Genomic DNA, 19,678 nt, shown 5'->3' with positions numbered 1-19,678 from the left:
CATGATGGCGCAGCGCGATACGATCTGCGCGCTTGCCTCTGGTCCGCCGCCTTCGGCAATCGCGATTGTACGCATCAGCGGACCGGCGGTTCGCGATATTTGTGCGCGTGTTTTTGAAGCCGGCCTCCCAACCCCTCGGCGAACAGTCTTTGGCCGCTTTCTTGATGTGTCACGTGAAACAATAGATGAGGGACTTGGGGTCTTCATGCCGGGGCCTCATTCTTATACGGGCGAGGACACAGCCGAACTTTATCTCCACGGCGGCGGCGCTGTTATAGATCATGCGCTTGATACGCTCTGTGGATTCAGGGATGTAAGGCTGGCTGAGCCAGGTGAGTTTACACGCCGTGCATTTGAGAATGGGCGGCTCGATCTCGTGGAGGCTGAAGGCGTCGCTGACCTCATTGATGCGGAGACGCGCGCACAAAAGTCCCTTGCGCTTGATCAGCTGGGCGGCAGTCTTTCAAAAGTCTATGATGGATGGCGCGTGGGCTTGCTTGAAGCGATGGCCTTGCTTGAAGCGAGCATAGACTTTCCAGATGAAGAAGACGCGCCGGACGAAAGTACGGGGCCAGTGGCGGGCCTTCTGGGCCGTCTGGAAAACGAACTTAGGACGGCAATTGACGATGATGAGGTTGGCGAGCGTATCCGCGATGGCTTCAGAGTCGCGATCATCGGGCCGCCGAACGCAGGTAAGTCTTCCATTCTGAACAGGCTCGCCCGGCGGGAGGCGGCGATTGTTTCCGACATTCCAGGTACCACGCGCGATGTTGTGGAAGTCCGACTGAGGATTGCAGGTCAGATCGTGTGGCTTGCGGATACCGCGGGGCTTCGGGAAGTCGATGATGCGATTGAGGCTGAAGGTGTTCGCCGTGCATTGGAGCGGGCGAAGGCGGCCGATTTGCTGATACAGGTCCGATCTCCGGATACTGCATCCTCTTTTGAAGGCGCCGGTGACGACGATATCTGTGTCCTCAACAAGGCGGACGTTGCGGAGAACGTGCACGATGGAGGCACTATTCTCCTGTCCGCAGAGACAGGTTTCGGGTTCTCCGCACTGGAAGATGCGCTCGGGAAAAGGATCACAGAGCTTTCTGGATCAAGAAGCGCGCCGCTCATTACCAGACGACGCCACCGAGAGGCACTCTCGACATCGCTGTTTCACGTGAAACAGGCGAGCGCAAATCTGGAAAGAGGGTTTGGTGCTGAAATCGTGTCAGAGGACGTTCGTCTCGCCGCGCAGAAGCTGGGCGCGTTGGTGGGACGCATAGACGTAGAAGATATACTTGGAGAAGTTTTCTCTAGCTTCTGTATCGGGAAATGACTCCGCCCCCTGTGTTCGGGGGTGAAGATACGCTATAGCCGCCCATATCTCAGAAATGTCCAGAAACAGGGTGCGAGGAGTTATGGCCTCAGCAAATGATTTCGATGTCATCGTTGTGGGCGGCGGCCACGCCGGCTGCGAAGCCGCGGCTGCGGCCGCAAGGCTCGGTGCACGTACGGCTCTCATCACGCATAAACGCGCGACGATTGGCGAGATGTCGTGCAATCCTGCGATTGGCGGTCTTGGTAAGGGCCACCTCGTGCGAGAGATGGATGCCCTGGATGGGCTGATGGCGCGGATCGCTGACAAAGCAGGCATCCAGTATCGGCTTTTGAACAGGTCGAAAGGCCCCGCTGTCTGGGGTCCACGCGCGCAAATGGATCGTAGACTTTACCGCGAAGCGATGCAGGCAGAGCTGGCGGTCTATCCGAATCTGACAATCATTGAAGATGGCGTTGAAGACCTCGTTACGAAGGATGGCCGCGTGACGGGTGTTATTGGCCTCTCCGGCCAGACCTGGAGCGCAGCTGCAGTCGTCATCACGACTGGAACATTCCTAAAAGGTGTCATTCACCGCGGCGATGAACGCATCGAGGCCGGGCGCGCTGGCGAGGCCCCTGCAATCGGGCTCGCGGATCGGCTTTATGCGCTCGAACTGCCAATGGGCCGGCTCAAAACCGGTACCCCTGCACGGCTTGACGGAAAAACAATCGATTGGGACAGGCTTGAGAAGCAGCCGGCGGATGATGAGCCGGTGCCGTTTTCGTTCATGAACAAGCGGGTAGATGTCCCGCAGATCTCGTGCGGTATCACTTATACGAGCGCTCATACTCACGAAATTATCGCCGCAAACCTGAACAAGTCGGCCGTGTACTCTGGCGCGATCGCCGGGAAAGGCCCGCGTTATTGCCCATCCATTGAGGACAAGGTGCACCGGTTTGCCGACAAGGATAGGCACCAGATCTTCCTGGAGCCTGAGGGACTGGACGATGACACGGTTTATCCGAATGGCATTTCAACGTCTTTGCCCACCGATGTGCAGGAAGCGTTTATCCGTACGATTGAAGGGTTAGAGCACGCGCGCATCATTCAGCCCGGCTACGCTATCGAATATGATTATGTGGACCCGCGCGCGCTCGACCGAAGCCTGGAAGTGAAGGCGCTGTCCGGACTCTATCTAGCTGGACAGATAAACGGCACGACAGGGTATGAAGAGGCGGGCGCCCAGGGCCTAGTTGCAGGTATGAATGCCGCGCGGCGTTCATTCGGACTGGATGCTGTTCATTTTGACCGCGCCGAAGCGTATATCGGGGTGCTCGTTGATGATTTGACGACACGTGGCGTGACGGAGCCATACCGGATGTTCACATCCCGCGCGGAGTATCGGCTCGCGCTCCGTTCAGATAATGCCGATCAGCGTCTTACTCCAAAGGGTATCGAAATCGGACTTGTATCTGAGTCTCGAAAAGAGATGTTTCACGTGAAACACTCTGCGCTTGAGAAAGGTCGCTTACTTCTCCAGTCGTTGACACTAACGCCTAACGAAGCGGCTCGACACGGCTGGAAAGTCAATCAGGACGGTCAGAAACGCCGTATCTGGGACTTTCTCGCATACCCAGATATCTCCATGTCTGACATAGAGCACGTATATGCGGAGGTAGCAGCTCTGGACCCAGAGGTAAAAACGCAGCTGAGCATTGAGGCTCTTTACGCCGGGTATATCGAGCGACAGCAAGCTGATGTCGACGCTCTGCGTCGCGATGAGTCTTTGGAAATTCCGGCCAAGTTTGATTATTCAGCCGTCGGCGGCCTTTCCAATGAGGTTCGTGGAAAGCTTGAAGGGGTGCGTCCGTCGACCATCGGTCAAGCGTCGCGGATCGAGGGGGTCACACCCGGAGCCTTGGTCGCGCTGCTCGCTTCCGTAAAGCGCAGTCAGAAAATGCGTGCTGTAAGCTGATGAAAAAGACGATAGAAGAAGCCTTACAGGGTGCCGGTGTTTCACGTGAAACACTCCCCCTGCTCGAAGCGTATATTGGCCTGCTCGACGATTGGCGCCAGCGTATGAACCTGATCGGTCCACGCGAGATGGACGCCATCTGGGAGCGCCATGTCCTGGACAGTGCGCAAATGGTGGGGCTTACGAACGCTGAATGCCGGATCGTAGATCTCGGGTCTGGCGCAGGTTTTCCGGGACTAGTGCTTGCTTGCGAGGCCAAAACGCGTGGCGGCGACGTCACTATGGTCGAATCGACCGGAAAAAAGTGTGCATTTCTTCAGGCTGTCATTTCTGAACTTGAACTCCCAGCGAAGGTCGTTCACGCGCGAATAGAGGGTGCAAAGGCAGAACGCGTTGATTTCATTACAGCCAGAGCTTTGGCGCCGTTACCAAAGCTTCTCGGTTATGCAGATCCGTGGATGTCACAGGGCGCGACAGCCCTCTTCTTCAAGGGTGAACGCTGGCAGGAAGAATTGACGGACGCCTCGGATTACTGGACGTTAAGACACGAAGCGATCCCGAGTCGTACAAGCGAACGAGGGGTCATACTCAAGATCGAGGAGGCGCATCGTGTCTAAGACTGGCACCCGGGTCCTGGCAATCGCAAACCAGAAAGGTGGAGTTGGGAAGACGACCACGTCGATCAATCTCGGCACCGCGCTGGCTGCTGTGGGGCGACGCGTGCTTGTCGTTGATTTCGATGCGCAGGGAAACGCGTCCACAGGCCTCGGTATAAGCCGCGCGGACCGGAAACTGACCAGCTACGACGTGGTCGTTGATGAAATACCGCTGGAAGATGCCATCCTTCCGACGCTGGTGCCCCGTCTGGAGATCGTGCCCGGTGACGAAAACCTGTCTGGCGTTGAAACGGAGCTCGCTGACAAGGCACGTCGTTCCTATCGCCTGCGCGACGCGATCCGAAACCATATAAAGACGTACGAGAACGACGCGGAACAACGCTATGATTTCGTTCTGATCGACTGCCCGCCTTCCCTGTCATCGCTTACAATCAACGCAATGACAGCCGCAGACGCCCTTCTGGTCCCGTTGCAGTGCGAATTTCTGGCGCTCGAAGGTCTGAGCCAGCTGTTGAGAACGGTCGAAGTGGTCCGTTCAGGGCTCAACCCCGCGCTGGATATACAAGGTATTGTCCTCACCATGTATGACCGCCGGAACAATCTGTCGGACCAGGTTGCCGACGAGGTGCGCGACGTTCTTGGCTCCAAGGTCTACAAGACGGTCATTCCGCGCAACGTACGTTTGTCCGAAGCGCCGAGCTTTGGCAAACCCGCCCTGCTCTATGATTACCGTTGCCCCGGCAGCGAAGCTTATATCCGCCTCGCATCCGAAGTTCTGCAGAGAGAGCGGGCGCGTGCAATGGAGCCTGCCTGATGAGCAGTGAAAAACAGAAACCGAGCCGTCTGGGGCGTGGACTATCTGCGCTTATTGGCGAAGTGGAGGGTGTTTCTGCTGCGTCTGCAGATGAAGAGCGCGACGTACAGGCGAAGACAGATGCCTCGACACTGTTGATCAGCGACATCCGGCCCAACCCTCAACAGCCGCGCCGCTATTTTTCTGAAGCGGACCTCAATGAGCTGTCGGAATCGATCCGGGCAAAGGGTGTGCTTCAGGCGATTCTGGTTCGCCCAGACCCGAAGGCGACGGGAAAATATCAGATCGTCGCCGGCGAACGTCGCTGGAGGGCTGCCAAACAGGCCGGACTGACCGAAATACCAGCAACCATCCGCCAGATGGATGAGCTCGAACTGCTCGAAATCGGTATCATCGAAAACGTCCAACGCACCGACCTCAATCCGATCGAGGAGGCGGAGGCGTATGGCGCGCTGATGCGGCGCTTCGGACGCACGCAGGAAGGGCTGGCCGAAAGTGTTGGAAAAAGTCGCGCCCACATTGCTAACACGTTGAGATTATTAAATTTATCAGACCTGGCGCGTGAGCATTTGCGTGAAGGGCGTATATCTGCCGGCCATGCACGGGCTGCACTGGGTGCGCCTGATCCCGACGCCGTCATCGCCATGGCCCTGCACAAGGGGCTCAGCGTTCGCGAAGTCGAGAAACTCTCCAGGTCCGCAAAGGAAGATGGCAGCATCGAGACGGTTGCTGGCCGCGTTCGCCAGGCTGAGAAGGATGTCGATACCGAAGCGCTGGAGGCGGATCTTGCCCGCGCGCTCGGCCTCAGTGTCGACATTCGGCACAAGGGCGATAAAGGCGAAATGCGGATTAAATACAGTGATTTGGAACAGCTGGACGACCTCTGCCGACGTCTCACTGCAAGGCGTTCAGCGACCTGAACGCGCCGCCGCTGACTTCACGATGTTCAGGAGCAGTAGCCGTAGCGCCGGATCGGCGGCAGCAGCGGAGGTTTTCGCCTGCAGCTCAAGGTCATGAATAGCAGCCAATAGCCGCGTTAGCGAAGCTGACGTCCAGAGGTCGAGGCGCGCGCGGAAGGCAGGCCATTCAGAGCCCCAGACCGGTGGACGCAAACGTCGGCCAATATCGCCGCCCGTCCCCATGAGTCCCCTCGCCTGCATCAGGCGGCGTATTTCCATTTCGAGAATGCGCAGAACGCTGATCGTGCTGGTTCCACTCTCAATGACGCGATCATATTCTGACTGGCAGCGCACCAAATCGCCATCAAGCGCCGCGTTTGCGAGGTCGCGAACGCTATCATCTGCATCCGTGCGACAGATGGCCCGGATATCCGCGGTAGAGATTGCCCTGCCAAGACCGCGGCCGTAAAGGGCGAGTTTCTCGCTCTCCTGATTTGCGAGCCCTCTATGGCCAGGCAGCAGGCTGACGAAGTCATCGAGAGCATCAGGCTCGATCCCGACGTCAAGCGCGGCAAGTTTTTCTTCCACGAGCGACTTCAGGGAGTCTGCTGTATCGGCGTAAACTTGGATGGCCGCAGCGGTTGTGGACTGTTCGATCGTGGCGCGCAGCTTGGAACGCTTATTCAGGCTGCCGTTCAGCACGAGAAGCCGATTGGCAAAACCACTTCCCATCTGGTCGGCTTTCTGGATAAGATCCAGAACCGGTTTGGCGATCTTTTCACCGGATGTGCGCACGCGCACAATCTCTATGTCGCCCAGAAGCGATCCTGTCTCGACCTTGTCGGAAAGAAGGTGTGGTTCGCGGCGGATTTCATCATCGTCCAGCACGACCTGACGGGCATTTCCGGCTGCCTTGCTCCAGCTCGCTGCGATCTGGTCGGCGAGATCGTTCACCACGCCATCATCGTCGCCGTAAACAAGGGCGCACCAGGGGCTGTTGTCTGAACTCTTGAACCGGCTGGAAACCTGACCGCTTTTCAGGATCATTGCGCCGCTTCAAGCTGTAGACGAAGATCGTCCACAATCTTGCGGGCCAATTCGCGCATACCGCGCTCTGAAGATTCGGTCTGAGCCGCGACGTCGCCGAACGGGGATTGCGTCGCCGAGATCGGGATCTGGACTTGAGCATCGCCGCTATAAGCCTCACCACTCTGCGTGGTCAGCGTGAATTCAGCGCCGCCTCTCAGGAAAGACCGCGACACGCTGCCATCATTCAGAAGCGTGATGCGTTCAAGCTCTTCCTCGAGACCGACCCGCAGATCGGCGCGCTCATTCAGGCCCGGAAGCCCGATTGCAAGTTCTTTCAGAAGTTCGCGCCGCAGAAGATAGCCAGACCGACCATTAATCTCGTCGACCCGTATCAGGCCTTCGCCGACCTGATCGAAGGACGCGTCCGCATAGAGCGGGCGAAAACCACAGCCAGCCAGCATGAGCGCGGCAACGGAAGCGAGGATCAAATTCTTCATGACGCCACGATATTCACGATACGGCCGGGAACCACAATGATTTTCTTTACCTCGACGCCGTCGAGAAAGCCCGCAAGCGCAGGAAGCTTCAGTGCCTGCTGTTCGATGTCGTCTTTGCTAGCATCCCGCGCGACTTCAATTTCGGCCCGGCGTTTGCCGTTGACCTGAATTGGCAGCGTGATGGTGTTCTCCACCATCAAGTCCGGGTCCGATACTGGCCAAGCGGAGTCGGAGATGAAACCGTCCTCTCCCAAAGCGCTCCAGCATTCCTCAGCCAAATGAGGCATGAAAGGTGTCAGGCAGATTGCGAGCATATGCGCGCTTTCGTGCCGCGACGCCGCCGTTTCATCAGCAGCGCCTTCGGCCTTCTTCAGCGTATTGACCCAGTCATGGCAGAGCGCGATCGCTGCGTTCAGCCTGAACTCGGAAATGGCTTTGTTAATCTCAGCGGCTGCGCGGTGAGAGAAGCGAAGCACCGGGGTCGGCTCCGCCTTACCGGACGGTTTTTCAGACCCGGTCAGGCCGGCGAATATCGACCAGACGCGCTGAACGAAGCGAGCAGCGCCCTCCGCGCCGGCCTGTGACCATTCGACATCCCTCTCTGGCGGGCTATCGGACAGCACAAACCAACGAGCGACGTCAGCACCGAAGGACACGATAATCTGGTCCGGATCGACGACGTTCTTGCGGGACTTCGACATCTTCTCGACCGGCCCAGCCGTGACTGAGAGGTCGCTACCGCGGACAAAAAGGCCGCCATCGCGGCGTTCAACGTCTGCCGGTTCGACCCATTTTCCATCGCTGTTCTTGTAGGTCTCGTGCGTAACCATGCCTTGGGTAAAGAGACCGAGGAACGGCTCGCCCTGAGGCAGATCAAGCTCGCCGACATCGCGGAGCGCGCGCGAGATGAAGCGGGCATAGAGAAGGTGCAGCACCGCGTGCTCGACACCGCCAATATACTGATCGACCGGCATCCAATAGGCGCGCTCTGCCTTATCCTTGATCCCTGCAAAGCGGGCGAAATACCAGGACGAATCCACGAACGTGTCGAGTGTATCGGTTTCTCGCGTGCCCTCACCGCCGCATTCTGGACAGCTTGTCTTCTTCCAGGTCGGATGATGGGCGAGCGGATTGCCCGGCTTGTCGAAGCTCACATCCTCTGGAAGCGTAACCGGAAGGTCAGCGTCAGGCACTGGAACGGCGCCGCAGCTCTCGCAATGAATGATCGGGATCGGACAGCCCCAGTAGCGCTGGCGCGACACGCCCCAATCCCGCAGACGATAATTCGTCGTACCTTCGCCGAGCTTAAGCGTTTCGAGCTTCTCGATCGCTGCGGAAATGGCGGTGTCCGTCGTCATGCCATCGAGAAAGCCGGAATTATAAATCGTGCCAGGGCCGGTATAGGCTGTGTCCGTTATCTCATGATCGTTGGCGCTGGTGTCCGGGGGCAGGACAACCGGCTGCACAGGCAGGTCGTACTTGCGCGCAAAATCAAGATCGCGTTGGTCGCCCGCAGGCGAGCCAAAAATCGCGCCCGTCCCATATCCCGACAGGACAAAGTTTGCTGTCCAGACAGGGATCGTCCAGCTTGGATCAAACGGATGCTGAACACGGAGTCCAAGATCAACACCCAGCTTTGGCGCTTTCTCGATCGCTTCCTCTGAGGTGCCGATCTTCGCCGCATCAGCGATGAAGTCGCGGATCTCTGGTCGGTCCTCTGCGAGAGCGCGCGTGATCGGATGATCAGGCGCCAAAGCAATGAAGCTCGCCCCGTAAAGCGTATCGGGCCGGGTCGTATAAACCTCAATATGTTTTCCGAACTCTGCTGGTTGCTCACCATCGATCACCCAACGGACAGTGGCGCCCTTGGATTTGCCGATCCAGTTGGCTTGCATCAGGCGAACCTTGTCGGGCCAGTTCTCGAGCCCGTCGAGACCTTCGAGGAGCTCGTCGGCATATGCGGTAATGCGGAAAAACCATTGCGTCAGCTCGCGCTGCTCGACAGGGGCACCCGTGCGCCAGCCCTTGCCGTCGATGACCTGCTCGTTCGCAAGCACCGTATTATCGACCGGGTCCCAGTTGACCTTGCTGGCCTTGCGATAGGCAAGACCCGCTTCAAGCAGTTTAAGGAAGAGGCGCTGCTGCTCACCATAATAGTCAGTGTCGCAGGTCGCGAATTCGCGGCTCCAGTCCAATGTCAGACCGAGCTTCTCCAGCTGCGCGCGCATCGTTGCGATGTTCTGATAGGTCCACTCACCCGGATGAACATTACGCTCAATGGCGGCGTTCTCAGCTGGCAGGCCGAAAGCGTCCCAGCCCATAGGGTGGAGCACATTATGCCCGAGCGCGCGGCGATGACGAGCCACGACATCGCCCATCGCATAGTTGCGGACATGGCCCATATGGAGCTTGCCGGAAGGATAGGGAAACATTTCGAGGACGTAGGATTTGTCCTGTCCCTCCGCCTCTTCGGGCGTCTTTGTTTTGAATATACCGGCGTCTGCCCAGGCTTTACGCCACTTGGCTTCCGCAGTCTGCGGATCATAGCGAGACGTCACGGCGCCCCTCCTGCATTTGTGTAAGCTGGGCTTGTCGCGCCTAGCTGAGTTCTGAAGATTTGAGAACGCGTGCACGCGTCAAAATGGCGTTCTCAAGCTGGACAGTTGTGGCTTGATCCACAGGGGCGTCCGTCCACTGGCCGTTGTCCTGAACCTGGCGGAATACGGAGACTTTCACGCCGTCGGCCCGTAGCCGCGAGTCCAGAATGTAGACGGTTGCGCGGATGCGCTCGCCCTCAGCGTCCGGATAGGATTTCCAGTCATAATTGATGATGCCGCCAACCGGGTCAGCCGTGGTCAGAGGCAGCGTGTTCAGTGTATCGAGGCTGGCGCGCCAGAGGTAAGGATTGACCCCGCCTTCGAAGCTTTCGGCAACGCTGATATTCTGAGCGCCGCTATTGCCCGAGAACAGGCAGCCTGAGAGAGCGAACACCCCGGTGAGAGCAGCGGCGATCTTTGTGGAAGCGTTCATTACGAATATCCTGTCGGCAATATCTTCTTCACGAACCGCTCTGTATATCATCTGGGACCCGTCGGGCCAGTGCTGATATGTGCTCGGCGAGAAGCAATCGATTGGACGCCCTCCCGATGAGATCAGCCCTGCTCCTCTCCACCGCGATATTCATGGCGGCGCCAATGCCGCAAGCATTCGCCCTGCCCCTCGATATCGAGAGCGATCTCGAGGCAGCAACCGTTGTGTCGCTGCTTGATGATAAGCGCGCCGATAGCGAGGCAGTCCTCTACGAAATAAGCCTGGATACTGAAGCCGAGACCATCCTCCAGAACGGGACCGAGCTTGGCGCCCGCGTGACGCTGCGCGGCCAGAGGGACCATCCGCTGCGCCCTGGCTTCGCTGGAGATTTCGGAACGGGTTCGGCGCTTGCCGGTGCTTATAGCGGACTTTCCGGAGGGTTCGACGACGTTGAAACCGGCGCGCGGGGACGCGTTGAGGCGGCTTATATCAGGGCTGATGGGGGATATGGTGAACTGCGGATCGGTAAGGACCGGGGGGTTGCCGCCAGATTTTTTGAGGGGACGCCGAGCGCACTCACTTATTCCGCCGTGGCGAACCCGTATCTCGACCCGACGGGGCTCAAGATAAACCGAACCAATCATGATGTGACGGGCCCGTCGGCAAAGCTCAGCTATGCCAGCCCGCGCATTCTGGGTCTTCGGGCAGGCGTTTCATTTACCCCTGAGGCCGATGGGCAGAACCTTGACCGCAGCCTGTCCGACGCCACCGGCCAGCCTGGACTTGAAAATGTCGTTGAGGCCGCCGCAAACCTGTCGCGTACGCTTCGCTCCTCAGGCATCCGGATTGAGGCCTCGCTTGCCTGGTCTACTGCCGAGCCGGATGACGTCGCCGGACTGACCCGTGACCGGGTGGAAACATGGTCACTGGGCGCGAACATCGAGCGCGACGATACCGAATTCGGCATCTCCTGGCTGCAAAGCGACAATGCCTTCAGCGGCGGCGACTATTCGGCCTGGGAAACAGGTATTGCTCATGACTTTGGCAAGACGCGCGTATCGTTGAACTATGGCGAGGCTGATGACGATCTCGCACGGCTCTCTTCGGAAGGCGTGAGCATAGCGGCGAAGAGGGAACTTTCAGACGGTTTCGACGTAGCCCTCTCGTATCAACATGAGCGTTTGGGCACGCCCGGCAGCACCCGCACAAGCAAGGGCCTTGTGGTAGAAATCACACTCCAGGCCGATTTTTTCGAAATGAGCAGGAATTAATGTTCAATTTGCGCGCTCCTTTGATTAAGTAGCGGCGTAACAAAGGTGGCAAATGAAATATTCTGTAACAGCTCTTGCAGCACTCGGCGTTTTCGCGGCCCTTCCGGCCACGGCGCAGTCTGAGGCTATTGAGCTGTCGCCACCGACCGTTTCTGAGACCGAGAAAGCCCAGCCGGACTGGTACCGCCAGTTCACGCTGAGCTCGCCATCCGACGCAACGCCGATTTGGCAAGGCGCGCCCAGCAAGGAAGTTCGCCTTGCCTGGATCAAGGGCGACCGCTGGCAGTTGAGCGTGGACATGACTTCACGGCCCGACGGTTCGCCGCTCGCGCGTGAGGAAATGCGTGCTGGTGCAGAATTCCGGATCACGCCGCGTATCAGCGTTGGCGGTGAGCTGACCCTCGGTGCGACGGAGCTTGATGAGCTTCAGCAGCTGCAGAACGAGACGATCGAGACGGGTATCCGCCTTCGGTCTGCTTTCAAGTTCTAGCTTTTACAGAAGCGCTTCAAACGCCGAAACGCTTGCAAAGCCGCCGAACCGGGCGGCTTTTTCTGCATTTACGGCAGAGATTCCGCCAAGCGCGTAAAGCGGGACGGGCGAGGTCGACGCGGCTGCTGCAAAGCGGGAGAGCCCGACAGGATGTCCGGCACTCGGGCTGGCGGATGGAAAAACGGTCGAATAGATGAGCGCGTCCACAGGGTACGCCCGAGCTACGCGAAGTTCGGTGGGTGAGTGGACGCTCATTGTGTGGAGCAGCCCGAGGTCGGGCTTCGTGCGGCGAAGATCATCCCGCATCCGGAAGGGCCAGTGAACACCTTCTGCGCCGGTTGCGAGCGCGAGGTCTGGATCAGCTCCGATAAGAACAATCCGCCCTGCCCTCTGGCAGTCACTGACGATGTCGAAGGCCTGTTGCATCGCATGTGCCTGGCCGAAGTGCCGGATGATGACGCCTATGCCGTCTGGAAGGCGGTCAATAATAGCGCGTGCGTCAGGTATGCGTGCCGGATCTGTCAGAAAGAAACCGCCGGGAAGCAAGGGTCCCGTATGCGCCTGCGCAAGGTGCGCGGCGTTTCGGAACTTGCGGGAGACGGCTACGGCGTGCTTCATCCGGGCATGCCTAGCACTGACCTTACCCACGACATAGCCGCCAGCCGGGATGTGATCCTGAAGCAGCTCGCCGCAGCCGCGGACCACCTCATCGAACTGGTTGCGGTCTCAAAAAAGCAGCCAGATGAGCGCCTGCAGGCCGCACTGGATTGCGGACAGCGGGTATTCGGCGAAAACCGGGTGCAGGAAGCGCAGGACCACTGGCAGCATAGGCGGGACATTGAAGGTCTTTGCCTGCACCTGATTGGTCCGCTTCAGAGCAACAAATCAGAAGATGCCGTCGCCCTGTTCGATGTGATCCAGACTGTCGATCGCATGAAGATCGTACGCACGCTCACAGAGGCGGCAGAAAAGCTGAACCGGTTCCCGGATCTTCTGATCCAGGTAAATACGGGCGAGGAAGAGCAGAAGTCCGGCGTTCTCCCAGCTGATCTGGAACAACTAATCGACTTTACGCGCCAGACCTATCCGGGCGAGCTGAAAGGCCTGATGGCGATCCCGCCTGTGGATGAGCCTGCGGGGCCGCATTTTGCGCTTCTGAAGAAGCTTGCAGATCATGCAAACCTGCCCTGGGTGTCGATGGGGATGAGCGCCGACTATGAGCTTGGCGCAAAGCTGGGCGCCACACACGTCCGGGTCGGCAGCGCCTTCTTTGGAGAGCGCAACACCGGCTAGTTTGCGCGCAGGATCTCGATGCCTGTATCCTTGTCGCAATGTGACAGGAGCGTCTTGAGGTCGTCCAGGGCAAGCGCGACGCAGCCTTCGGTCGGCGAATAGTCCGGCTTTGCGACATGCATGAAGATAGCGCTGCCCTTGCCGGGAACGACTGGGTCGGTGTTGTGATCAAGCTGGACGACGATATCGTAGAGATCATCCTCACGCCACATGACTTCATGGCTTGCGGGATACGGCCGTTTAACGGCGCAATTATAGAGCGGGTCGCCCGGCTCATCGCACCAGCCATCGTCTGGATGGAGCGGTATTATTGGCAGCGCAGTCTTCGGGCGATCGAACTTGTCGGCGCGCCAGAAGACACGCTTGATCTTCCAGAGGCCGATGGGTGAGGCGCCGTCACCCTCAGTCTTTTTGCTGGCGTCCACCATGCCACCCTTCCCGATCGCGCACTGGAAGGTCTGGCCCTGGCCGATAATTTTCCTGTCGGGGGTCACCCGGAAACGTGTCGGCATCTGGCCGCTCCCAAAATCGTGATCATCTAGTTATTCGACGGCGAGTCGGTGTTATGTGTATCGCGTCCCGCCAACAGCCAGCAACCCGGCATCGCTTTACATGATCAGCACAAAGACACTTCTTCTCGTCGATGATGATGACGAACTTCGCAGCGCTCTCGCAGAACAGTTCAATCTGCATGACGGCTTCGAGGCGATGGAGGCAGCAAATGCGTCCGAGGCCCTGAAGCAGATAGAGGAACAACGGTTCGACCTCGTTCTGCTTGATGTCGATATGCCTGATATGGATGGGCGAGAGGCCTGTAAGTTGATGCGCCAGCGGGGTTTGCGCGCCCCTGTGATCATGCTCACCGGACAAGATAGCGATGCCGACACGATTCTTGGTCTCGAATCCGGTGCCAATGACTATGTGACCAAGCCCTTCCGATTTTCTGTCCTCCTGGCGCGCGTGCGTGCGCACCTTCGAAGCTTTGAGCAGAGCGAAGACGCGACCTTTACGCTTGGCCCATACGAGTTCCAGCCGGCAATGAAGCTGCTTGTCACGTCAAGCGACCAGAAGGTCCGCCTCACCGAGAAGGAAACGAATATCCTCAAATACCTCTATCGGGCGGGCGGTAAGGCAGTTGCCCGCGAGGAACTGCTGGCTGAGGTCTGGGGATATAATGCAGCCGTTACGACGCACACGTTGGAGACGCATGTCTACAGGCTGCGCCAGAAGATAGAGGCCGATCCGGCAAATGCCCGCATCCTGCTCACTGAAGCGGGCGGATACAGGTTGCAGGCAGGCTAGGCGCGGAGCCTAGACATGGAATGTCGTGCTGACAGGCGCGTGATCCGACGGTTTCCAGCCACCGCGCCAACCAAGATGGATACGGTAGGTTTCCAGTTCTGCCCCGGCCATGGCCGCGTCGTTTCCCCAGATGTGATCAAGACGCCGGCCGCGGTTTGAGGCCGCCCAGTCCTTCGCCCGGTAAGACCACCAGGTGTAAAGTTTTTGCCCATCGCCGTGGCGGGCTCGCGCAATATCCGTAAAGCCGCCTGCCTGGCGGGCCTTCTCAAGCGCCTCTGTCTCAACGGGTGTGTGCGAGACGATCTTCAGAAGCTGCTTGTGCGACCAGACATCATTCTCGTGTGGCGCGACATTGAGATCACCAACAAGAATGTGAGGCTCGGGGGCCTGCGCCGAAGCCGCGAAGTCTCGAGCCATGCATTTGAGAAAGTCCAGCTTGTGCGCGAACTTGTCATTCTTGACCGGGTCTGGCTCATCGCCGCCTGCTGGCAGATAGATATTGTGGATCAGCGCGCCCTTTATGCTGGCGGTTTGCACGCGGGCATGGCCCTCGCGGCAAAGTGGATGCGCCTCGACCGGTTCAATCGGGTCACGCGAAACAATCGCGACGCCGTGATGGCCGCCTGACTGGCCGAAGACCTGAAAATGATCATAGCCTATCTCGCGGAAGGCTTTCTGCGGGAACTGGTCGGTCTGGCACTTGATCTCCTGCAGGCAGAGAACGTCAGAGGCTTCCTCTTTCAGGAAAGCCTGTACATTCGGTGCCCGCAAGCGGATCGAGTTGATGTTCCAGGTGGTGATTTTGAGTGGCTGCGCTGGCATCCGCTCGCCTTAGCCGCGTGGTTCTGACCGGTCAACGCGGTGACTGGCTAACCTTCATTGGATGGCTCTGGGATCGGCTCATAGCGAAGCTTCGACACTTGCAGGGTCACCGACCCGATAGCATCTGTATCCGCCTGGATTTTCACCGGCATGTAGGTGCCATTGTCCATCGGGGCCATCCACATGCGCAGCGGGCCGTCGATGCCGGTCAGGGTCTCCTTCGCATTGATCTCGTCGGCATCATAGCCAGCGATCTTGTCCATCGAAACATGGCACTCATAGGCCTCGCCGCGATAAGCGTCGGTTTTTACCTGTTTGAGGCCGGCATTCTCGAAGTGGAGATGGGTCAGCTGGCGGCCATCGAAGATCTTCATCGGACCGCCGCATGGATTACCGTCGGCCGGACGCGGCGTGAAGGCGTGGCCGAGAAAGGCCGTCAGTGGGTCAGCTGCTTCCAGCTTCTGCGCTGGCGTGGCTGGCGGCTCACCGAGGTTGCCGAAAGCAGGCTTCGCCGTCATCGCCACATCGGATGCGCCATAAGTCATCTCGACGCGGCGGTTTTTCTTGCCGTCCCGGTTCTGGGAGACATAGGCGTAAGGCTCAAGGCGATCGTCGCGCACATAGCCACTGGCGGCAAGGCGCATGTCATAATTGACCAGGATGTCAGCTAGACCGGTCGTCTTTACGACCCCATTGATCGAATAGGTATCTGGCTGGAGATCCATGCGGAAATTGGCCCGGCCCGTGATCGGGATGAACAACGCCCAGGCGGTTGCCTTCACTTCATAGACGAGGCGCATTGGCTCTCCGGCGCGCACCTCGCCGAGAGGAGACACCGTGGCTGCGGCCGAAGTCGACTGCGCGGAAGACAGACCTGCGGTCGCAAGCGCTACAAGGCTCGTGGCGGCGATCAGCTTTTTCATGTGGGAAAGTCCTTGGTTCGAGGCGTTGGCGCTCATCATATATATGTGCATAACAGAATGGCAGCTGAACAGGGTCAACCTGACTTCGCCGCGATAATACCTCAATTTGGCCGTGTGTAACCGGCTGATCGGAACGGTTGACGTTTGCGTGGCTGGCGCGTATGAGCGCCGCTTCGGATTTAATCTAACACTATTAAGCGAGCGCACCATGGCACGCCAATGCGAACTTTCAGGCGTCAAGCCGATCGTCGGCCACAAAGTGAGCCACTCGAATGTTAAGACCAAGCGCCGGTTCCTTCCGAACCTGGTGAACGTGACCCTGCGGTCCGAAACTCTGGGCCGGGACGTCTCCCTGCGCATCGCGGCGAAGACGCTGCGCACCGTCGACAAGCATGGCGGCCTTGATGGCTACCTTGCGAAGTCGAAAGACGACACGCTTTCCCCGAAAGCCCTCAAGATCAAGCGCGACATCGAAAAGCAGGCTGCTGAAGCAAGCGCCTAAGGTCACCTGATCTTTCAAAGAACAAGAAAACGCGCTCCATTCGGGGCGCGTTTTTGTTTGCGTTGATTGCACATATGGGCCAGCCAGAGACAAACCTGTCTGAGGAGTCCGTCCATGCTGCGACCCGCCGCTATCCTGTCCGCCCTTCTGCTCGCCGCCTGCGCGCAGCCTTCACCAACGACACCAGCTGCCGAAGCGCCTGAACCGACCGAAGCGAACCGCCCAAGCGCGGCGCGGATTTTCTCAAGCGGCACGATCTATACCGGTATTGTCAGTGAGACGGTGGACACGGTGGCCGTCGATAGCGATGGCCGCATCGTCTGGACAGGCTCGGTCGACAACCTCGACGCAGAGGTCGATACCGAAAACGCAGAGTTTGTCTGGCTGAATAACCAATTCATGTATCCGGGCTTTACGGACTCTCATGCCCACCTGATCGGGATTGGCCAGAGAGAACTGTCACTGGATCTTGCAGGCACAGCCTCCGTCGATGAACTGGTAACGCGCATCGAGGCAGAAGCTGAAGGGTTGAGCGATGACGCGATCATCGTCGGGCGTGGCTGGATTGAAACCGGCTGGCCGGAAGGGCGTATGCCGACGGCTGCCGACCTCGACGCTGTGGTCGGCGACCGTATTGTCATTCTGGGCCGCGCCGACGGTCATGCACTCGTCGCCAGCTCGGCGGCGCTCCGCGCGGCCGGCATCGACTACGACACGCCTGATGTCGAAGGCGGCAAGATTGAGCGCGATGCGGATGGCAAGGCGACGGGCATCCTGATTGATAACGCCATGACACCGGTCTGGGGTCTGGTCGCGGCACCGACAGAGGAAGATGTGCGCCGGGCTTATGCTGAAGGTGCTAATGTGTATGCGGAGCGTGGCTGGACGGGCCTGCACAATATGAGCGTGCCGCCTGCGCATGCAGAGGTCATGGCAGGCCTGGATGAGCGCGGCGAGCTGCCCGTGCGGATCTATAATGCTTTCTCGGAGGATGGCTTCGAGATTGCCGAGGCGCACGCATTTGAGACCGATACGATCACCAACCGGGCCGTGAAGCTCTACATGGATGGTGCGCTTGGTTCTCGCGGCGCGCTCCTTATCGAACCCTATTCGGACCGCCCCGACACGAGCGGGCTTTCGCTGCTTGATCCTGAGGGGCTGGAAGTCCTGATGAGACGCGCAGAAGGGGGCGACGTGCAGCTGGCGATCCATGCGATTGGCGATCTCGCGAACCGGCGCATTCTGGACGTGTACGAAGAGCTTGCTCTGGACGGCGACCTTCGCTGGCGCATTGAGCACACGCAGATTGTCCACCCGGACGACATTGCGCGCATTCCGGGGCTCGGCCTCATTGCGTCAATGCAGCCATCACATGCCATCGGTGATCTCAAATTCGCCCCTGCCCGGCTTGGGGCCGACCGTCTCGAAGGCGCTTATGCCTGGCAGGACCTTCTTGATGCAGGCGCGGTCATCGCAGGCGGATCGGACGCGCCGGTTGAGGTTGGCTCGCCGCTGATCGAGTTTTATGCTGCAGTCGCGCGAAAGGATCTTGATGGCAATTCCGGCACTGGCTGGCATCCTGAGCAAGCGCTTTCCCGACAGGACGCCCTGGCGCTTTTCACCTCGGCGGCGGCCTATGCCGCCTTCATGGAAGACGATCTCGGCACGATTGAGCCTGGCAAGATTGCTGACTTTTCCGTCTTCGACCGCGACCTCATGAGCGTTCCGGAAGCCGAAATTCTGGAAGCAAATGCAGTGATGACAGTTTTGAACGGTGAAATCGTCTGGTCTGCGGCGGAGTGACCTTTACCTCACGTCGCACTAGTCGCATTTCATTCGCGTGTTAGAACCCCATCTTGAGACCCGCGAGACAATTTCGAGGACGATAAATTCATGAGCCTGACCAGCGATACCGATGTTCTGACCGAGCTTGAGCCGACCGTAGAGATCAAGGTCCGTGATGTTTTCGGCATCGACACCGACATGGTCGTGCACGGCTTCGAAACGAAGACCGAATACGTGCCGGAGATTGACGAATCCTACCGGTTCGATCCTCAGACGACGCTGGCGATCCTGGCGGGCTTCGAGCACAATCGCCGCGTCATGGTGCAGGGCTATCACGGCACCGGCAAGTCGACCCATATCGAGCAGGTTGCGGCCCGCCTCAACTGGCCGATGATCCGCATCAACCTCGACAGCCATGTCAGCCGGATCGACATGGTCGGCAAGGATGCAATCGTGCTGAAAGAAGGCGTTCAGGTCACTGAATTCCGCGAAGGTATCCTGCCTTGGGCGCTGCAACGCCCGGTCGCGATCACCTTTGACGAATACGATGCCGGCCGTCCGGACGTGATGTTCGTGATCCAGCGCGTTCTGGAAGCCTCCGGCCGCCTCACGCTGCTTGACCAGAACCGCGTCATCTCGCCAAACCCCTACTTCCGTCTGTTTGCGACAACGAACACTGTCGGTCTCGGCGATACGACCGGCCTCTACCACGGCACCCAGCAGCTCAACCAGGGCCAGATGGACCGCTGGAGCATCGTCACCACGCTCAACTATCTTGAGCATGATGCTGAAGTGGAGATCATCTCGACCAAGGCGACAGATCTCGACAAGGAGCTTCTGTCAAAGATGGTTCGCCTGGCGGACCTGACCCGGAACGCTTTCATGAACGGCGATATCTCCACCGTTATGAGCCCGCGTACCGTGATCACATGGGCAGAGAACTACCGGATCTTTGGCGATCTTGGCCATTCCTTCCGGATGACCTTCCTCAACAAGTGCGACGAACTCGAACGCCCGCTCGTGGCAGAGATGTATCAGCGCTGTTTCGGTGAAGACCTGCCGGAAAGCGCGCTTATGGTACGCGTCGCCTGAATTTGAGCGGCAGGCTGCCGCCTGCATGCAA

Annotated in this window: 20 protein-coding genes; 12 read left to right on the top strand and 8 right to left on the bottom strand. The window is 58.7% G+C overall.

Going from position 1 to position 19,678, the window contains the following annotated elements; genetic code table 11:
• Position 1: 1 nt before the first annotated feature.
• The 5 genes from mnmE to D1224_RS07605 all read left to right on the top strand — a co-directional run bounded on the left by mnmE (position 2) and on the right by D1224_RS07605 (position 5,632).
• On the top strand, positions 2-1,324 hold the full coding sequence (gene mnmE / locus D1224_RS07625) for a tRNA uridine-5-carboxymethylaminomethyl(34) synthesis GTPase MnmE (protein ID WP_119379292.1): 1,323 nt from the start codon (positions 2-4) through the stop codon (positions 1,322-1,324).
• 82 nt (positions 1,325-1,406) lie between these two features.
• Complete coding sequence (gene mnmG, locus D1224_RS07620) at positions 1,407-3,281, top strand: tRNA uridine-5-carboxymethylaminomethyl(34) synthesis enzyme MnmG (protein WP_119379291.1); 1,875 nt, start codon at positions 1,407-1,409, stop codon at positions 3,279-3,281.
• Entirely contained in the window at positions 3,281-3,898 is a 618-nt protein-coding gene (gene rsmG, locus D1224_RS07615) for a 16S rRNA (guanine(527)-N(7))-methyltransferase RsmG (RefSeq protein WP_119379290.1), read from the top strand. Before mnmG ends, rsmG begins: the two co-directional genes overlap by 1 nt.
• Entirely contained in the window at positions 3,891-4,712 is an 822-nt protein-coding gene (locus tag D1224_RS07610) for a ParA family protein (RefSeq protein ID WP_119379289.1), read from the top strand. The genes rsmG and D1224_RS07610 overlap by 8 nt, the downstream gene beginning before the upstream one ends.
• The gene (locus tag D1224_RS07605; protein WP_119379288.1) at positions 4,712-5,632 is read left to right on the top strand and encodes a ParB/RepB/Spo0J family partition protein; all 921 of its coding nucleotides are present in this window, start codon (positions 4,712-4,714) and stop codon (positions 5,630-5,632) included. Before D1224_RS07610 ends, D1224_RS07605 begins: the two co-directional genes overlap by 1 nt.
• On the opposite strand, the gene holA is transcribed toward D1224_RS07605, so the two are convergent.
• The 4 genes from holA to D1224_RS07585 are packed head-to-tail and all read right to left on the bottom strand — an operon-like array spanning position 5,621 to position 10,167.
• Positions 5,621-6,658, bottom strand: coding sequence for a DNA polymerase III subunit delta (gene holA / locus D1224_RS07600; RefSeq protein ID WP_119379287.1), 1,038 nt, complete (start codon positions 6,656-6,658; stop codon positions 5,621-5,623). The genes D1224_RS07605 and holA overlap by 12 nt on opposite strands.
• On the bottom strand, positions 6,655-7,137 hold the full coding sequence (gene lptE, locus D1224_RS07595) for an LPS assembly lipoprotein LptE (RefSeq protein ID WP_119379286.1): 483 nt from the start codon (positions 7,135-7,137) through the stop codon (positions 6,655-6,657). The genes holA and lptE overlap by 4 nt, the downstream gene beginning before the upstream one ends.
• The gene (leuS, locus tag D1224_RS07590) at positions 7,134-9,695 is read right to left on the bottom strand and encodes a leucine--tRNA ligase (RefSeq protein ID WP_119379285.1); all 2,562 of its coding nucleotides are present in this window, start codon (positions 9,693-9,695) and stop codon (positions 7,134-7,136) included. The genes lptE and leuS overlap by 4 nt, the downstream gene beginning before the upstream one ends.
• Positions 9,696-9,735: 40 nt before the next feature.
• A complete protein-coding gene (locus D1224_RS07585) occupies positions 9,736-10,167 on the bottom strand; it encodes a DUF3576 domain-containing protein (protein ID WP_233350444.1) in 432 nt (143 codons plus the stop codon).
• 116 nt (positions 10,168-10,283) lie between these two features.
• Here D1224_RS07585 and D1224_RS07580 point away from each other — a divergent pair, with 116 nt between their 5' ends.
• Positions 10,284-11,438, top strand: coding sequence for a porin (locus tag D1224_RS07580; RefSeq protein WP_182482211.1), 1,155 nt, complete (start codon positions 10,284-10,286; stop codon positions 11,436-11,438).
• 52 nt (positions 11,439-11,490) lie between these two features.
• Positions 11,491-11,928 (top strand): NtrZ family periplasmic regulatory protein, encoded by a 438-nt coding sequence (locus D1224_RS07575; RefSeq protein WP_119379282.1) that lies wholly within the window; start codon positions 11,491-11,493, stop codon positions 11,926-11,928.
• A 3-nt stretch (positions 11,929-11,931) separates the two neighbouring features.
• Here the strand turns inward: D1224_RS07575 and D1224_RS07570 are convergent, their stop codons facing one another.
• Complete coding sequence (locus tag D1224_RS07570) at positions 11,932-12,546, bottom strand: thiamine phosphate synthase (RefSeq protein ID WP_119379281.1); 615 nt, start codon at positions 12,544-12,546, stop codon at positions 11,932-11,934.
• Between the two features lie 6 nt (positions 12,547-12,552).
• Between D1224_RS07570 and D1224_RS07565 the strand changes: the two genes are divergently transcribed.
• On the top strand, positions 12,553-13,221 hold the full coding sequence (locus D1224_RS07565; protein ID WP_119379280.1) for a YggS family pyridoxal phosphate-dependent enzyme: 669 nt from the start codon (positions 12,553-12,555) through the stop codon (positions 13,219-13,221).
• On the opposite strand, the gene D1224_RS07560 is transcribed toward D1224_RS07565, so the two are convergent.
• Positions 13,218-13,733 (bottom strand): L,D-transpeptidase family protein, encoded by a 516-nt coding sequence (locus tag D1224_RS07560; protein ID WP_119379279.1) that lies wholly within the window; start codon positions 13,731-13,733, stop codon positions 13,218-13,220. The genes D1224_RS07565 and D1224_RS07560 overlap by 4 nt on opposite strands.
• Positions 13,734-13,833: 100 nt before the next feature.
• Here D1224_RS07560 and D1224_RS07555 point away from each other — a divergent pair, with 100 nt between their 5' ends.
• Complete coding sequence (locus D1224_RS07555; protein ID WP_119379278.1) at positions 13,834-14,523, top strand: response regulator transcription factor; 690 nt, start codon at positions 13,834-13,836, stop codon at positions 14,521-14,523.
• Between the two features lie 9 nt (positions 14,524-14,532).
• Here the strand turns inward: D1224_RS07555 and D1224_RS07550 are convergent, their stop codons facing one another.
• Complete coding sequence (locus D1224_RS07550) at positions 14,533-15,345, bottom strand: exodeoxyribonuclease III (protein WP_119379277.1); 813 nt, start codon at positions 15,343-15,345, stop codon at positions 14,533-14,535.
• A gap of 47 nt (positions 15,346-15,392) precedes the next feature.
• On the bottom strand, positions 15,393-16,268 hold the full coding sequence (locus D1224_RS07545) for a DUF3108 domain-containing protein (protein ID WP_119379276.1): 876 nt from the start codon (positions 16,266-16,268) through the stop codon (positions 15,393-15,395).
• Between the two features lie 208 nt (positions 16,269-16,476).
• Between D1224_RS07545 and rpmB the strand changes: the two genes are divergently transcribed.
• From rpmB to cobS, 3 genes are all read left to right on the top strand, one after another.
• Complete coding sequence (rpmB, locus tag D1224_RS07540; protein ID WP_119379275.1) at positions 16,477-16,770, top strand: 50S ribosomal protein L28; 294 nt, start codon at positions 16,477-16,479, stop codon at positions 16,768-16,770.
• Positions 16,771-16,884: 114 nt separating this feature from the next.
• Positions 16,885-18,573, top strand: coding sequence for an amidohydrolase (locus D1224_RS07535; protein ID WP_119379274.1), 1,689 nt, complete (start codon positions 16,885-16,887; stop codon positions 18,571-18,573).
• Positions 18,574-18,663: 90 nt separating this feature from the next.
• Complete coding sequence (gene cobS, locus D1224_RS07530; RefSeq protein WP_119379273.1) at positions 18,664-19,647, top strand: cobaltochelatase subunit CobS; 984 nt, start codon at positions 18,664-18,666, stop codon at positions 19,645-19,647.
• The last annotated feature ends 31 nt before the right edge of the window (positions 19,648-19,678 follow it).

This window comes from Henriciella barbarensis, from assembly GCF_003576345.1.
Lineage (GTDB): Bacteria > Pseudomonadota > Alphaproteobacteria > Caulobacterales > Hyphomonadaceae > Henriciella > Henriciella barbarensis.
Note: the sequence above shows the minus strand (reverse complement) of the source record. Positions and strands in the feature narration are given on the sequence as shown.

Bases quoted from the DNA above. Each gene is read 5' to 3' on its own strand.
- rsmG (WP_119379290.1), top strand. From the start codon at position 3,281: ATGAAAAAGACGATAGAAGAAGCCTTACAGGGTGCCGGTGTTTCACGT.
- D1224_RS07575 (WP_119379282.1), top strand. From the start codon at position 11,491: ATGAAATATTCTGTAACAGCTCTTGCAGCACTCGGCGTTTTCGCGGCC.
- D1224_RS07550 (WP_119379277.1), bottom strand. From the start codon at position 15,345: ATGCCAGCGCAGCCACTCAAAATCACCACCTGGAACATCAACTCGATC.
- D1224_RS07585 (WP_233350444.1), bottom strand. From the start codon at position 10,167: ATGAACGCTTCCACAAAGATCGCCGCTGCTCTCACCGGGGTGTTCGCT.
- holA (WP_119379287.1), bottom strand. From the start codon at position 6,658: ATGATCCTGAAAAGCGGTCAGGTTTCCAGCCGGTTCAAGAGTTCAGAC.
- D1224_RS07555 (WP_119379278.1), top strand. From the start codon at position 13,834: ATGATCAGCACAAAGACACTTCTTCTCGTCGATGATGATGACGAACTT.
- D1224_RS07560 (WP_119379279.1), bottom strand. From the start codon at position 13,733: ATGCCGACACGTTTCCGGGTGACCCCCGACAGGAAAATTATCGGCCAG.
- mnmG (WP_119379291.1), top strand. From the start codon at position 1,407: ATGGCCTCAGCAAATGATTTCGATGTCATCGTTGTGGGCGGCGGCCAC.
- D1224_RS07565 (WP_119379280.1), top strand. From the start codon at position 12,553: ATGCCTAGCACTGACCTTACCCACGACATAGCCGCCAGCCGGGATGTG.
- D1224_RS07570 (WP_119379281.1), bottom strand. From the start codon at position 12,546: ATGAAGCACGCCGTAGCCGTCTCCCGCAAGTTCCGAAACGCCGCGCAC.
- cobS (WP_119379273.1), top strand. From the start codon at position 18,664: ATGAGCCTGACCAGCGATACCGATGTTCTGACCGAGCTTGAGCCGACC.
- D1224_RS07545 (WP_119379276.1), bottom strand. From the start codon at position 16,268: ATGAAAAAGCTGATCGCCGCCACGAGCCTTGTAGCGCTTGCGACCGCA.
- lptE (WP_119379286.1), bottom strand. From the start codon at position 7,137: ATGAAGAATTTGATCCTCGCTTCCGTTGCCGCGCTCATGCTGGCTGGC.
- D1224_RS07605 (WP_119379288.1), top strand. From the start codon at position 4,712: ATGAGCAGTGAAAAACAGAAACCGAGCCGTCTGGGGCGTGGACTATCT.
- D1224_RS07580 (WP_182482211.1), top strand. From the start codon at position 10,284: ATGAGATCAGCCCTGCTCCTCTCCACCGCGATATTCATGGCGGCGCCA.
- rpmB (WP_119379275.1), top strand. From the start codon at position 16,477: ATGGCACGCCAATGCGAACTTTCAGGCGTCAAGCCGATCGTCGGCCAC.
- D1224_RS07535 (WP_119379274.1), top strand. From the start codon at position 16,885: ATGCTGCGACCCGCCGCTATCCTGTCCGCCCTTCTGCTCGCCGCCTGC.
- mnmE (WP_119379292.1), top strand. From the start codon at position 2: ATGATGGCGCAGCGCGATACGATCTGCGCGCTTGCCTCTGGTCCGCCG.